This is a genomic window from Ornithinicoccus halotolerans, from assembly GCF_009602535.1.
In the GTDB taxonomy this organism is placed as follows: Bacteria; Actinomycetota; Actinomycetes; order Actinomycetales; family Dermatophilaceae; genus Ornithinicoccus; species Ornithinicoccus halotolerans.
The window spans coordinates 1-13,314 of record NZ_WIQI01000078.1 but is presented as its reverse complement, the minus strand read 5'-3'; the positions used below and the strand labels follow the sequence as shown (position 1 = coordinate 13,314).

The window sequence follows — 13,314 nt, the reverse complement described above, 5'->3', positions numbered from 1 at the left end:
TGTGCACGAAGTCGACCCCGGCCACCGCCTCCTTCGGGTCCTCGGTGACCGTCACCCGAGCACCCGTGGTCGCGGCGATCTCGCGGCAGCGGCTGACCAGCCACTCCTCCGGCTGCAGCGCCGCGGGCGCGCCGATCCGCACGTCCATGCCGAGCTTGGCGCCGACGAGCAGCAGCGAGTTGCCCATGTTGTTGCGCGCGTCACCGACGTAGGCGTAGGCGACCTGCTGCAGCGGCCGGTCGCTGTGCTCGCGCATGGTGAGCAGGTCGGCCAGCATCTGGGTGGGATGCCAGTCGTCGGTGAGTCCGTTGTAGACCGGCACCCCGGCGTGCTCGGCCAGCAGCTCCACGGCTGACTGCGCCGACCCGCGGAACTGGATGGCGTCGTACATCCGCCCCAGCACCCGCGCGGTGTCCTTGATGGACTCCTTGTGGCCGATCTGGGTGGCGCCGGGGTCCAGGAACGTGGTCCTCGCGCCCTGGTGCGCTGCCGCTACCTCGAAGGCCGAGCGGGTGCGGGTCGAGGTCTTCTCGAAGACCAGGGCCACGGTGCGCCCGGTCAGCCGGGGCTGCTCCCGTCCCTGGCGCCGGGCGGCCTTGAGCTCGGCCGCCAGGTCCAGCAGGTGCATGATCTCCTCGGCGGTGTACTCCTGCAGGGACAGCAGGCTGCGGCCACGCAGGTCGACGGCCATAGGGACTCCTCGCACGGCTCGGGGATGGCTTTCCCCCAGGCTATGCCCTCCCCGATCGGAGCCAGTCCAGCTCCTCGAACATCGCGCGGGCGAAGTCGCCCAGGTCCAGGTCGGCCAGCTGCTCCGGCGCCACCCAGGCGACGGCACTGGTCTCGTCGTGGTCGGGCGCGGGCTCACCGGCGATGACCCGGGCCGCGTACACGGTGCTGACGTAGGCGGCCCGGTCGCCGTTGGGGTAGGTGATGCGGTACCGCGGGCCGCCGACGACGGCCAGGATCCCGGCGAGCTCCACCTCGACCCCCGCCTCCTCGCGCGCCTCGCGCACGGCGGCCTGGCCCGGCGACTCGTCCGGCTCGACGGCGCCCCCGATCGTCCCCCACTGCCCCCGGTCGGTCTGCAGCACCAGCAGGACCCGGCCCTGCTCGTCCCGGGGCAGCACGGCGACCGAGGGCAACAGCAGCAGGTCGTGACCGACCGACTCCCGCAGCCGGGCGATGTGGGGGGACACGGGCATGCCCCCACTCTGGCACCGCGCCGCCACCGGTGGGGCGGTTGCGGCCTGGTCGGCCCGCGGTCAGCCGCGACCCGTACGCTCCTGCGCAGCACCACCACCGCTGGGCACGCCGCGCCCGGCCGACGGGAGGAGCAACCGGTGCCCGATGTCAGGCCGCGACCGCCGCAACCTCCGGCGGTGCCGCCGGTGCGGATGCCGCTGCGCACCTTCGGGGCCCGCGACTTCGACTTCTCGCGGCGGGTCGCGGTCATGGCGATCGTCAACCGCACCCCGGACTCGTTCTACGACCGGGGGCGCACGTACGCGCTCGACGCCGCGGTCGCGGCCGCGCTGCGGGCGGTCGAGGAGGGCGCCGACTGGGTCGACGTGGGCGGCGTGCCGTTCTCCCCCGACACCGCGCGCGTCCCGGTGAGCGAGGAGCTGGACCGGGTGGTGCCCGTGGTCGCGGCGATCCGGGCCGCCTCCGACGCGGTGATCTCGGTCGACACCTCGCGCCCGGAGGTGGCCGCCCGGTGCGTCGAGGCCGGCGCCGACGTGGTCAACGACACCTACGGGCTGCGCGAGCAGGGGATGGTCGAGGTGGTCGCCGAGACCGGCGCGGGGGTGGTCGTGGCACACTCGCTGGCCGCGCCGCACGTGCACCTGCCGCGGCCCCGCTACGAGGACGTGGTCGCCGAGGTGGTCAGCTTCCTCGCCGAGCGGGTCGAGCAGGCCCTCGCCGGCGGGGTACGGCCCGAGCAGATCGTGGTCGACCCCGGCCACGACCTCAACAAGCACACCGGGCACTCCCTCGAGCTCGTCCGCCGGCTCGGGGAGGTCGTGGCGCTCGGGCACCCCACGCTCGTGGCGCTGTCGCGCAAGGACTTCGTCGGGGAGACCCTCGGCCGCGAGCGGGAGGACCGGCTGCCCGGCACGCTGGCCGCGACCGCGCTCTGCGTCGCGGCCGGGGCCCGCATCGTGCGCACGCACGACGTCGCGGCCACGGTGGACGCCGTCCGGATGGTCGAGGCGGTGCTGGGCCTGCGCGACCCCGTCCAGGCCCGGCACAACCGGTGAGCGCCGTGCCGCGCCCCGAGCTGCTGCTGGACCCCGAGGAGGTGCTGCGCCGCTACACGGTCCCCGACCGGGACCGGTGGCACCTGCGGGCCAACATGATCGCCTCCCTCGACGGGGCCGCCACGGCCGGCGGGCTGACCGGAGCGCTCAACAACCCCGACGACAAGCTGGTGCTAGACACGCTGCGGATGCTCACCGACGTGCTGCTGGTCGGGGCCGGCACGGTCCGGGAGGAGGGCTACGGCCCGATGCGGCTGGCCCCCCAGGAGGCGGCCTGGCGCCAGCAGCACGGCCTGCCTCCGCACCCGGTGCTGGCGCTGGTCAGCGGCCGGCTCGACCTGGACCCGGAGGCCCGCGTCCTCACCCAGGCGCCGGTACGCCCGCTGCTCCTGACCCACGCCGCCGCACCACGACGGGTCCGAGAGCGGCTCGCCCGCGTCGCCGACGTGGTCGACTGCGGCCGGGCCCGCGTTGAGCCCGCCCTGGTCCGGACGGAGCTGGAGGCCAGGGGGCTGCGGCAGGTGCTGTGCGAGGGCGGGCCGCGGCTGCTGGGCACGCTGCTGGAGGCCGACCTGCTCGACGAGCTGTGCCTGACGCTGAGCCCGGCGCTCGTCGGCGGCCAGGCTCCCCGCATCGCCAGGGGCACCCACGAGGTGCTGCGGGGCATGCGGCGGGTGCACGTGCTGTCCGCCGGTGACATGCTGCTGCTGCGCTACCGGCGCGAGCGGTGACTCAGTCGGCGACGAAGACGCAGAACGGGTGGCCGGCCGGGTCGGCGTAGACCCGCAGCGGCTCCTCGGGGTCCTCCGACCGGTCGAGCAGCAGCCGAGCACCCAGGCGCAGCGCCCGCCGGTGCGCGCCCTCGAGCTCCGTCAGGCTGCCCACGGTGAGGTCCAGGTGCAGCTGCTGCGGGACCCGCGGCTCGGGCCAGGTGGCCGCCGGCAGGGCCGCTACCTGCTGGAAGGCCAGGGCGCTGCTCCCGTCCGGGTGGCGCAGCACCAGCCAGTCGCGGCCTCGCTCGTCCGGCGCCCCCGGCCCTGGCGCCTCGTCCCCGGGCCGGTAGACCAGCCCGAGCAGCTCGCGGTAGAACTCCGCCAGCGCCCTCGCGTCGGTCGTGTCCAGGACCACCTGCCGCAGCCGCGGCCGCACCTCAGCGTTCACCTGTCCGACGGTAGGCAGCGGCGCCCGGTTCGTCCACGTCCTGCGTGTCTGGTCCCGGTGTGTCGGTGGCGCGGACAGGCAGCTCACCGGCGCGCGCGGTCGCGACTTCCCCGCCAGGCACCCATGCCGGGACTGCCTCGCGCCCACGGCCGGGCCAATCCACGAGCAGGGCCACCGCCTCGGTGGGCAGGGTCAGCGAGCCACGGTCAGTCCGTGTCGCTGCGAGCCTTCTGGGTGCGGCGCAACACGTCCCGCGCGTCCGCCACGGGACCGACGTGGCCAAGCTTGTCTGGATTGATGACAGCGCGAATCGTCTGAACCTGCCCCTCAGCGATGTCGAGTGCCATGGTGTTGACGACCTTGCCGTCCCGGTCCCGGAAGACCGCACCCGGTTGGCCATTCACCGACCGCAGTTCGACGGCGCCGCCGACCCTGTGGAACGGGGCGACCAGCGAGGCGAGCAGCCGGGCGACGTTCTCGGCCCCAACGATCCCGGCCCCCCACTGCGGGGCCTTGCCGCCTCCGTCGCTCACCATGCTCACGTCAGCCGCGAGCAGCTCCCTCAGCTCCTCGACCTGGCCATGCTTGAAGGCGTCGAAGAACCGGTCCGCGAGCAGCTCGCGCTCTCGTCGGTCGGCTTCGAACCTGGGCCTTCCTGCGTCCATGTGACGGCGTGCCCGCGCTGCGAGCTGGCGACACGCCGCCTCGGAGCGGCCTACAGCAGCCGCGATGTCGTCGTAGTCGTACCCGAAGACCTCGCGCAGCACGAAGACCGCGCGCTCCAGCGCGCTGAGCCGCTCGAGGAGCAACAACGACGCCATGGAGACCGAGTCAGCCAGCTCTGCTGATCGTTCGGGGTCCTGGAACGGGTCGTCCAGGAGCGGCTCGGGGAACCACGGCCCGACGTACTTCTCACGGCGGACCTTGGCAGAGTTGAGCACGTTGATCGACACCCGTGTGACAACGGCAGACAGGTATGCCTTGACAGAGTCGGGCGTTGTCTCCGATGACTCCCACCGTAGCCAGGTCTCTTGGACCGCGTCCTCGGCCTCGCTGACGCTGCTCAGGATTCGATAGGCGATCGAGAACAACAGCGGCCGTAGTTCCTCGAACTGCCTCAGCTGCTCGGTCCGGGTCATGCCAGCTCCTTCTCGAATCCCTGCCGCCAGCTCGGGTACTGCAACTCCCAGCCGAGCTCTCGCTTGGCCTTGGCGTTGGAGAAGCCACGCCCTTCGGTCATCATCGTCACCGCGAAGTCCCCCGCGAGCATCCGTGCCAGCCACACCGGGACGGGCATCGGAGGCTTCGCACCCGCCGAGGAAGCCAGATGCGGTAGCCACTCTCTTACCGGTGCGGGCTCGTCGTCGACGATGTTGAAGGTACCCCTGGCCGTCTGCTCAATAGCCAGGACGGTGGCGCTGGCCGCGTCGTCGAGATGCACCCAGGACGTGTACCCGTTCCCGCCACCGACGAGCGGGAACTGACGCTTGCGAACGACAGCGACCGTATCGTCCAAGGCTCCCGGCCCATAGAGCCAGCCATAGCGCAGGGACGCGCCACCGAGCTTGGCGACCGACTCCTCGACATGGCGAATCGCGTCCGCTCCCGGTCGCATCCTCCCGTCCCCGGGGTCCAACGGGTCCTCCTCCGTCTTGACCCACCCCCCGTCGCGGATGCCGTTCCAGCTGGCGTAGCTCTGCGCGACGAAGTGCGGTACGCGGGTCGCCTCAGCAGCGGCGACCAGATGGTCGGTGCCCTCCGTGCGCAGTCGGTTGGTGGTCGCGAACCACCGATCGGGATGCTTCATGTCCGGCTTGGCGGCGATCGAGGTCATCTGGTGCGCGATCGCATCCGGCCGCGCGGCGGCCACCGCCTCCCCGACCGATGCCGCGTCCAGTCCATCCATCACGACACCCGTTGCGCCCAGCTGCTCGAGCTGGCCGAGCTTCGCTTCGCTCGTCGTTGTTGCGGTCACTTGATGGCCCCGCGCCACCAGCTGCGGTACGAGCCGTCGTCCCAGTACCCCGGTGCCCCCGGCCACGAATACGTGCATGATGTTCCCTTCTCGAGTTCGGTCTGCCTGCTGTCGCTGTCAGCGAGTGCAGCGGGCCGAGTCATTCGTGTTCTGTTCCCTGAGCGACCGGTCCGTCACCACGGCACCGCACCTTCTTCACCGAAGAACCCGGCCGTGGGTCCGTTCGCATCGAGCATGGCCAGACGGACCAGCACGGCGGCTCCCTGCGCAACGGGCAGGAGCCCGGTGTGGTTGTTGCTGTCGGTGGCCACGAACCCCGGCGCCACGGCGTTGACGAGGATCCCGTCCTTCCGCAGCTCATTGGCATACTGGACGGTCAGAGCGGTCAGCGCCGACTTCGATGGCGTGTACGCGGCCGAGGGGATCAGTGCTGCAAAGGGACCGTCCGGCTCGCTCATGAGCGCCACGGACGCCGCGTGGCTGGCAACGTTGACGATGCGTGGCGCCGGTGACCGCCTGAGCAGCGGAAGCATCGCGTTGGTCACCGAGATGACGCCGAAGACGTTGGTCTCGAACACCGCCCTGACCATGTCCAGGTCGACCGAGCTGGGGATCTGATCTGTGGCGTCCTGGGGTGAGACCTGGCCGGACCCGGTGATGCCGGCGTTAGCGCTCATCGACGTGGCTGGCGGCCGCCTCGACAGTCGCGGGATCGGTCACGTCCAGGGTGATCGCATGCGCGTCACCGCCAGCCGCGCGCAGCGCCGCGGCGGCCTCCTCCCCGCGGCCGGCATCCCTCGCGCCGATCAGCACCGTCATGCCCCGCTCGGCGAGCTGCTCGGCCGCGCCACGACCGATCCCCTTGTTTGCCCCGGTGACCAGCGCTACGCGTCGGTGGGTGATCTGCTCGTTCATGAACACTTCCTTGCCTTGTGAGCGGTGTCCTTCTCGGAAACTTCTTCCGCCACGGAGACAAGACAGCCAAGGCCCCTGTGACATGGGAAGACGCGAGGACCGGTCGACGTCGAACGAGCCGCCGCGGGTCTCGAGGCCAGCGAGCGCCGCTACGACCTGGGGGCCGGGGTCCCCGGTCTGAAGCCTCGGACGGTCCGGAACCGCGCGAGATGATCACGACTGAGCTCTGCGGTGCCGTCCTGGCGCCGTCGAGTCGATGTTCAGTGGCATGGGACCACCGAGCGCCAGGCGGACTCAGCGTGGCGCAACGTCCTGCAGAGAGATACCGCGCAGGTCACCGTGATGTCACACGGGACCACCCGCCCTTGTCTCATGAGCGGACAGACAACTCAGGAGATGCGAGGAGATCATGGTGTTCGGCGCTCTGTGCTGGAACGCACGCGCCCGGGGTTGTACGGGATGGTCGGCGTGAAGATCAGACGAGCCACCGTGACGGACATGCCGCACGTGGCCGACATGAAGGCCGACCCCGCCATCAGCTCCGTGGACGCTGAGCGACTTGTCGGGGAGGTGACCGCCGGGCGGATGCGTCCGGAATGGTCATGGCTCGCGGAGTCTGACGACGGTGATCTGATCGGTCGCGCCCTGTGGTGGGGTCACGCCCACCGCGACTGGCCAATCACACTGGACGCGATCGATGTGGTCGGGGTCGCCGACCGTGCCGAGGTCGCGCGCAAGATGCTCACCGAAGCCCACCGCGCGTTCCTCGCCGGGGGATCAAGGGCAGTGCCCGAGTACCTGCTCAAGCTACCCCCTGACTGGCGCGAGCGGCCGGCGGTGCGCCGTGAGGTTGACTGGCGCGTCATGGCTGCACGGTCGGCGGGGCTGACGGAGGAGAACGAACGGCTGCAGTTCGAGTGGCGGACCGTCACCGGCGTACCTGCCCCGTCTCCGGGCGTCAGCTTCCGCCCCGGTGACGACGAGGAGTTCCTCGAGCTGTTTCGCCGCGTCGCCGTGGACTCACTCGACGTGGCCACGCGCCGCTCCCTGGCCGTCCTCGACCCCGTTGACCAGGCCCGTGACGACTTCGGGTTCTACCTCGCCAGCCCCGGGGAGCGTTCTTGGTGGCGCATTGCCACCGACAAGGCTGGGGAGGTGCTCGGCTTCGTTGTCCCGTCGGCCACCCCCTACGCCCGCAACGTGGGATACCTCGGCGTGCTCCCCGAGCACCGCGGCAACGGGCTGGTGGACGCGCTCCTCGCCGAGGCCGTGCACGGCCACACCTGCGACGGTGCGGACCGCATCACCGCCACGACCGACATGGCGAACGCCCCGATGGTCGCCTCCTTTGAGCGCATCGGGTTCCACGTTACCGAGCACCGTCTGGTGCTCGAGCCGCGCAGGCACATGACGTGACGTGCTGTACCTCCCCCGTCAGCACATCGACTCCGTGGGAGGGCGCTCACCCTCGAGGGGGAGCTCGGTGCAACGGGACAGGCCGAGCGGGGGCGAGCCCCCTCCTGACGTGAGCCCACGTGGACTGTCGTGGTTGACGGCGCGGCCGTATGTCACATCCCGGTGCCCACTCCGGTCTCATGGTCGAACACCACTGCTCACTCCCCCGCGCGCGACCCAGCGCCCCCGGCGCTCATGCCTGAACAGGAGCAAGTCGTGACTTTCCCAACGACATCGAGGTCGACCGAACGGCGCCCACCGGCAGCCGCACCTGAGCCAGGACCAGGAGTGACGGTGGTCGGATGGCTCATGGCGGTGTGGTGCGTGGGGTTCGCGATGGTCAACGTCGTGATGGAGGCTTCCGATCACCTCGCCTACGGGGAGTACGCGGAGTACACCGCCGCGTTCACGGTGATGAACTGGCTCGTGGCAGTACTGAAAGTGCTGGGGGCGGCTGTTGCCCTGCTCTCGGTATCACGCCGTCCGCCAAGGATCCCCGCCAGGCTCCTGGGCATGGCGGTGTGGGGCGTCTTCGCCACTCTTGCGGTCTACGTCGCCGGCAGCATGGTGCAGGCAGTCGGCATGTCGACCGGTCTGGCAGGGAGTGCAGACGAGCTCGATGTCGCCAGCGTGGCCTACCTGTGCATGTTCGTAGCGGCAGCGAGCGGGTGGGGCGTGCTGGCGATCGCCTACTCACGGCGCCACGACCTCGGCTGGGACGTGCCGGCCCTCGGCGTCCTCGCAGCACCGGTTCTCCTGGCGCTGCTCCTCCTGGTCGTGCCGACAGTGCTGGCTGAGTTCGGCTTCATGTCCACACCGTGACGCAGTCCTGAGCAGTCCGGTCAGAACGAGCCTGATCGCATGCTCGGCGGCGCGGCACTCGGCAGGTCGAGCCAAGCACAACCGTAGCCCCGCGGAGGAGGAGCTGCCGGGACCAGCCGCGCGGGTGAGGTTGCGCTGCCCGTTGCCTGAGGCAGGTGCAGCACCTTCGCCCCGCTGGCGACCGGCCAACCGCACCCAGGGTCTCGGCGTGGACGGTGCTGGCCAAACCGGCCACGAGAGTCAATGTCGTCAGTGCCCGCACTCGGGCGGCGCCGTACCAACGCGTCAGCGCGGCGAACGCGGGCGGGTACAGCACGGCAGCCTGCGCAAGCCCGGCGAGGAGCCAGCCCACGATGAAGGTCCGGGGATCGGGGGCCGCGGCGACGAGGAAGACGGCGGCAGTGCCGATCACCGAACCTGCAGTCATCACCAGGTGAGGACCGCGGCGGTCAAGGAGTCTCCCGACTCCGATGCCGGCGCCAGCGGCGCTGAGCAATCCCAGGGAGAACGCTCCCGAGACCATGGTGGAGGACCATCCGGTCTGCGCGACGATCTGCGGCGAGGCGACTGGGAACGCGTAGAAGAGCACCCCCCAGCTGGGGATCTGAGTCAGGCACAGCGTGGCCAGAACGAAGCGTGGAGGCGCGCCGTGATGTTCCGGCCGAGCGGAACCGAGTGCCTGGACGGCCCCCACCTCAAAGGCCGAGGGCGCCCAGGGCACCCCCGGCGTAGGCGACCAGTGCCGGCGCCAGCTCCTCGGCGTCGCGGCTCACCCCACGCAGGGTGTTCGACGAGAACGACCGCTGTCCCTCCAGGCCCAGATAGATGAGCCCCGGGTGCGTCGTGGAGATTCCCCCCACATGACGCGGCAGGCCGTGCTCATCCAGGGCGCCGAGGTCGTTCAGGTACCCGACGTCGGGCCGGTACCCGGTGGCGAGGATGATCGCGTCAACGCGTTCCCGGCGTCCGTCTGCCCACACGACTTCGTCATGATCGATTGCGGTGAACACCGGACGATGGTCGAGGAGTCCGGCCTCATAGGCGGCCCGGTAGTCACCGGTGTCGAGCACCAACGGCGCGTTCGCAAGGAGCGCCAGCCAGGCCCCGGGGATGTGGTCGAAACCGGTCACGTTGAACCAGTGGTGCACGTCGTACCCACGCACGACCTGGGGGACGAACTCGGGCACCCGCAGCCTGGCAACGCTTACCGTGGACTTCTCGGCCAGCTCGTGCGCCACCTGGATGGCCGAGTTCCCAGCGCCGAGAACTACGACCCGCTGCCCGGCGAAGGGGGCGGGGTTGCGGTACTCCGCGACGTGGATGATGCGGCCGCCGAAGCCCTCAGCACCGGTCAGTACCGGCCAGTACGGGTTGCCGAACGAGCCGCTGGCGACCACGACGCCGGAGGCCGGCAAACAGTCACCACCAGCGGTGTGTACACCGAAGCCAGGCCCGTCCGCGGTGACCCGTGTCACTCTCGTACCCGTTCGGATCTCCACGTCCTCGAGCCGGTCGGCGTAGGCCTCGAGGTAGCGGATGACTTCATCCCGGTGCGGGTAGCGATCTGGGTCACCGGGAAAGGGAAGCCCAGGCATTGCGCTGAATGCTGCTGGTGAGAACAGGTGCAGGCTGTCGTAGTAGTGCGGCCAGGAACCGGAGCGGTTGTGGCTGGCCTCCAGCACCAACGGGCGCAACCCGCGGGAGCGCACGGCCTTCGCGGCGGCCAGTCCGGACTGGCCGGCACCGACGATGATGACAGGGGCAAGGGCCGAGTTCATACCGGCAACATATCGTTACTTCGTAATATGTCAAAGAGTAAGAATGACTCGCTAGCATGAGGTCATGTCTCCACGGCTGGCCAGCCCAGAGCCGAGCGCTGGTCGGTGCGGTCCCGCTGACGCCACCGACACCGACCTGGAGTTGACGCCTGCCACCCACGAGTTCCTGAAGGCACTCGCCAGTCCCTCCCGCCAGGCAGTCATGATGCTCTTCGCTCGTGGCGCCGAGCTGTCCGTCGGTGAGGTGGCCGAGAAGGCCGGGTTGGGTCAGTCGACCGCCTCCCAGCAACTGGCATTCCTGCGCCGAGCTGGCATAGTCACCTCGCGGCGCCAGGGCAAGGTGGTGCTGTATCGCGCCAACCGCGACGGAGTCATGGCCGCCCTGGACGACCTGCAGACGTACTTACTCGCCTGCTGCTGAGCGGGCCTGGTGACGGCGTCGCCTGCGCTCCAACCCGGGACCGGCCCGAGCGACCGCGGAGGCGGCGTCGAGCTCCGGAGATGGGCGGCAAACCACACGGCCGTCGGTCTTGACTAGGGTCACCCCCATGCACGGGACCGGAGACGCTCGCCGTGGGGGGCTGGAGCGCAGGCATGACACGTGCGAGCGCCTCGCTGCGGAGCGCGACATCTGGATGTCGACGGCACACCCCGAGCACGGTCCGCACCAGGTCCCGCTCTGGTTCGCGTGGGATGGTCGAGCGGTATGGATGAGCACCAGCGCGACTTCCGCGACAGCGCGCAACGTGCGCGAGGAGCCGCGTGTGCGGCTCGCCCTGCCAGACACCGTCGACGTTGTTCTTCTGCAGGGGATAGCGGAGTGCTTCCCGGACGACGACGTACCCGGGAACGCTGCGGACTCGTTCGCCGACAAGTTTGGTTGGGATCCGCGGCGCGAAGACGCCGCTTTTGTGTACCTGCGTGTGGAGCCCACCACGGTGCGGGCATGGCGTGGGGAGCAGGAACTGAGCGGCAGAGTCATCATGCGCGACGGGGTCTGGCTGGAGTAACACTCGTCATTGCGGCCGAACTCGTCACGGCCGAGCCTCCGCTACGAGGAGTTATCCGACCGGGCAAGGCTGGCCGCCCACGTGAAGGCACTACGAGCCGACCATCACACCTGGGCGGCCTTGCGGCGTCTGAGCCAGCCACGCCACGCGGAGCTTCGAGCCCTGTGTGAGGCGGAGGTCGCCGATGTCATCGCGCAGCGTGCGGAGCACGTCGACTTGATCCTGGGCGCGAGCAATCGCGGCCTGGCGCCCTACGGCCCTTCCTTCGAAGAGGTTCGCGCCCCGGTTCCGCACGCAGCGGTCCATCAGTTGGCAGACCAGGGACCCCTGGCTCATGTCCAGGCTCCAACGGCACTCGCCCGGCGGCTCGACTCTCTCGGCGCCTCGTGACCGGAAGAAGACAGGGGCAAGGGGCCGGTGGTGGGGTGCGTTGTGTCGTCAGGCAGATCAACTGCGCCAGCCCGAGATCCGCCCCGACCGACCCGAGGATGACGCCGACCAACGGGTTTGGTGGAGCTGAGGGGATTCGAACCCCTGACCTTCTCATTGCGAACGAGACGCGCTACCAACTGCGCCACAGCCCCATGGGTGTCGTGCGGCTACGCACTGTAGCACCCGATCCCACGAGCCTCCGCATCGAGGGCTCGTCCCGTCAGAGCACGGCCAGGTCCTCCGCCGTCGGCGTCCACTGGCCGGCTTCGACGTTGGACCGCACCTGCTCGGGGCTGGTGACGCCGGCGATGACCGACGCGACCGCCGGCTGGGCCGCCAGCCCCCCGATGGCCACCTGCAGCATGCTGAGGTCGCGCTCGTGGGCGAACGACGCCACCGCTTCCACGGCGTCCCAGTCGGCCCGCTCCAGCCGCTGCTGCTGGGAGGGGTCTGCCAGCCGGCTGCCCTCCGGGGCGGCCTGGCCGCGGCGGTACTTGCCGGTGAGCAGGCCGTACTCCAGGGGGAAGAAGGGCAGGATGCCCACACCGACGCACTCGCAGGCCGGGACCAGCTCCTTCTCGATCGACCGGTCGGCCAGGGAGTACTTGTTCTGGGCGGACACGAACGGCGTGTACCCGGAGGTGCGGGCGGTCCAGTCGGCGTCGATGACCTGCCAGCCGGCGAGGTTCGAGGAGCCGACGTAGCGCACCTTGCCCTCCTGCACCAGCTCGTGCAGGGCAGCGAGGGTCTCCTCGATCGGCGTCACCGGGTCCGGCCGGTGCAGCTGGTAGAGGTCGATCCAGTCGGTGCCCAGCCGCCGCAGGCTCGCCTCGACGGCACGGCGGACGTAGCGGCGGGAGCCTCGGGCGCCCCAGTCGGGGCCGTTGGCGCCCTGCATGTCCATGCCGAACTTGGTGGCCACCACCACGTCGTCGCGGCGGGAGCCCAGCGCACGCCCGAGAAGCTCCTCACTGGCGCCCTGCCCGTAGACGTCGGCGGTGTCGAAGAAGGTGACACCTTCCTCGATCGCGGTGTCGACGACCTGCTGCACGGTGTCGACGTCGATGCGGCGGCCGAAGGCGTTGCAGCCGATGCCGACGGTGCTGACCATCAGGCCGGAGTTGCCGAGAGGACGGTAGCTGGTGGTCATGCACCCAACCTACGGGCGGCCTGGTGGCCCGGTCGAGGCGGGGCCGGGCTCAGCCGTGCACGGCCGGCAGGTCCTCGAACTCCTCCTCCAGCGCCAGCGCGTGGCCGTCGAACGGCAGCTCGTCCACCGGCGTGCGGTACGGCGTGCCCTGCACCGGCCGCCGCGCCGGAGCCTTCATCAGGTAGGTCGGGGTGGGCACCGGGACCGGCTGCCAGGTACCCGGAGCGGCCGGTTCCGGGGTCGCCGCCGGGGCCTCCGTGGCCCAGGCCGGGGCGGCGGTGCCCTCCGCCTGCTCGACGTCGTACAGCTCCGGCACGGGGCCAGCGGCCGGGGCGGCCGCGGCCACGGGTGCGCG

Annotated in this window: 16 protein-coding genes, 1 tRNA gene and 1 pseudogene; 6 read left to right on the top strand and 12 right to left on the bottom strand. The window is 70.5% G+C overall.

The annotated features are described in order from the left end of the window. Together argF and GFJ45_RS12130 are read right to left on the bottom strand one after the other, a co-directional pair. On the bottom strand, window positions 1–691 hold a 691-nt coding region (argF, locus tag GFJ45_RS12135; RefSeq protein ID WP_153397566.1), incomplete at its 3' end, for an ornithine carbamoyltransferase. Window positions 692–731: 40 nt separating this feature from the next. Next, a complete protein-coding gene (locus GFJ45_RS12130) occupies window positions 732–1,205 on the bottom strand; it encodes an NUDIX domain-containing protein (RefSeq protein ID WP_153397564.1) in 474 nt (157 codons plus the stop codon). 138 nt (window positions 1,206–1,343) lie between these two features. Between GFJ45_RS12130 and folP the strand changes: the two genes are divergently transcribed. Together folP and GFJ45_RS12120 are read left to right on the top strand one after the other, a co-directional pair. Beyond that, window positions 1,344–2,261, top strand: a complete 918-nt coding sequence (folP, locus tag GFJ45_RS12125) for a dihydropteroate synthase (protein WP_323368735.1) — start codon at window positions 1,344–1,346, stop codon at window positions 2,259–2,261. Beyond that, on the top strand, window positions 2,258–2,992 hold the full coding sequence (locus tag GFJ45_RS12120) for a pyrimidine reductase family protein (RefSeq protein WP_153397562.1): 735 nt from the start codon (window positions 2,258–2,260) through the stop codon (window positions 2,990–2,992). The genes folP and GFJ45_RS12120 overlap by 4 nt, the downstream gene beginning before the upstream one ends. 1 nt (window position 2,993) lies before the next feature. Here GFJ45_RS12120 and GFJ45_RS12115 read toward each other — a convergent pair whose 3' ends face one another. The 5 genes from GFJ45_RS12115 to GFJ45_RS16950 form a co-directional block, all read right to left on the bottom strand. After that, window positions 2,994–3,422 carry a VOC family protein gene (locus GFJ45_RS12115; RefSeq protein ID WP_153397560.1) on the bottom strand — a complete coding sequence of 143 codons (429 nt, stop codon included), beginning with the start codon at window positions 3,420–3,422 and terminating at the stop codon, window positions 2,994–2,996. Between the two features lie 206 nt (window positions 3,423–3,628). Next, window positions 3,629–4,561, bottom strand: coding sequence for an RNA polymerase sigma-70 factor (locus tag GFJ45_RS12110; RefSeq protein ID WP_153397558.1), 933 nt, complete (start codon window positions 4,559–4,561; stop codon window positions 3,629–3,631). Further along, window positions 4,558–5,475 carry an NAD-dependent epimerase/dehydratase family protein gene (locus GFJ45_RS12105; RefSeq protein WP_153397556.1) on the bottom strand — a complete coding sequence of 306 codons (918 nt, stop codon included), beginning with the start codon at window positions 5,473–5,475 and terminating at the stop codon, window positions 4,558–4,560. The genes GFJ45_RS12110 and GFJ45_RS12105 overlap by 4 nt, the downstream gene beginning before the upstream one ends. A gap of 95 nt (window positions 5,476–5,570) precedes the next feature. Further along, window positions 5,571–6,074, bottom strand: coding sequence for an SDR family NAD(P)-dependent oxidoreductase (locus GFJ45_RS12100; protein ID WP_267128863.1), 504 nt, complete (start codon window positions 6,072–6,074; stop codon window positions 5,571–5,573). Then, complete coding sequence (locus tag GFJ45_RS16950; protein WP_267128862.1) at window positions 6,064–6,312, bottom strand: SDR family NAD(P)-dependent oxidoreductase; 249 nt, start codon at window positions 6,310–6,312, stop codon at window positions 6,064–6,066. The genes GFJ45_RS12100 and GFJ45_RS16950 overlap by 11 nt, the downstream gene beginning before the upstream one ends. Window positions 6,313–6,780: 468 nt before the next feature. Here GFJ45_RS16950 and GFJ45_RS12095 point away from each other — a divergent pair, with 468 nt between their 5' ends. Both GFJ45_RS12095 and GFJ45_RS12090 read left to right on the top strand, forming a co-directional pair. Continuing rightward, the gene (locus tag GFJ45_RS12095; RefSeq protein ID WP_228386939.1) at window positions 6,781–7,728 is read left to right on the top strand and encodes a GNAT family N-acetyltransferase; all 948 of its coding nucleotides are present in this window, start codon (window positions 6,781–6,783) and stop codon (window positions 7,726–7,728) included. A gap of 327 nt (window positions 7,729–8,055) precedes the next feature. Next, the gene (locus tag GFJ45_RS12090; protein ID WP_194288645.1) at window positions 8,056–8,589 is read left to right on the top strand and encodes a hypothetical protein; all 534 of its coding nucleotides are present in this window, start codon (window positions 8,056–8,058) and stop codon (window positions 8,587–8,589) included. On the opposite strand, the gene GFJ45_RS12085 is transcribed toward GFJ45_RS12090, so the two are convergent. Next, a complete protein-coding gene (locus tag GFJ45_RS12085) occupies window positions 8,573–9,283 on the bottom strand; it encodes an MFS transporter (RefSeq protein ID WP_153397568.1) in 711 nt (236 codons plus the stop codon). The two genes, GFJ45_RS12090 and GFJ45_RS12085, sit on opposite strands and share 17 nt — an antisense overlap. Before the next feature lies 1 nt (window position 9,284). Beyond that, window positions 9,285–10,367 (bottom strand): flavin-containing monooxygenase, encoded by a 1,083-nt coding sequence (locus GFJ45_RS12080; protein ID WP_153397552.1) that lies wholly within the window; start codon window positions 10,365–10,367, stop codon window positions 9,285–9,287. A 64-nt stretch (window positions 10,368–10,431) separates the two neighbouring features. Here GFJ45_RS12080 and GFJ45_RS12075 point away from each other — a divergent pair, with 64 nt between their 5' ends. Both GFJ45_RS12075 and GFJ45_RS12070 read left to right on the top strand, forming a co-directional pair. After that, window positions 10,432–10,788, top strand: a complete 357-nt coding sequence (locus GFJ45_RS12075) for an ArsR/SmtB family transcription factor (protein ID WP_153397550.1) — start codon at window positions 10,432–10,434, stop codon at window positions 10,786–10,788. A gap of 127 nt (window positions 10,789–10,915) precedes the next feature. Next, window positions 10,916–11,377 carry a pyridoxamine 5'-phosphate oxidase family protein gene (locus GFJ45_RS12070; protein ID WP_153397548.1) on the top strand — a complete coding sequence of 154 codons (462 nt, stop codon included), beginning with the start codon at window positions 10,916–10,918 and terminating at the stop codon, window positions 11,375–11,377. Between the two features lie 508 nt (window positions 11,378–11,885). Here GFJ45_RS12070 and GFJ45_RS12065 read toward each other — a convergent pair. The 3 genes and pseudogenes from GFJ45_RS12065 to GFJ45_RS12055 all read right to left on the bottom strand — a co-directional run. Then, window positions 11,886–11,961: transfer RNA gene (locus GFJ45_RS12065), tRNA-Ala, on the bottom strand. Window positions 11,962–12,029: 68 nt separating this feature from the next. Beyond that, window positions 12,030–12,959 (bottom strand): aldo/keto reductase, encoded by a 930-nt coding sequence (locus GFJ45_RS12060; protein ID WP_153397546.1) that lies wholly within the window; start codon window positions 12,957–12,959, stop codon window positions 12,030–12,032. A 49-nt stretch (window positions 12,960–13,008) separates the two neighbouring features. Then, window positions 13,009–13,314, bottom strand: a pseudogene (locus GFJ45_RS12055) (hypothetical protein); the annotation flags it as partial.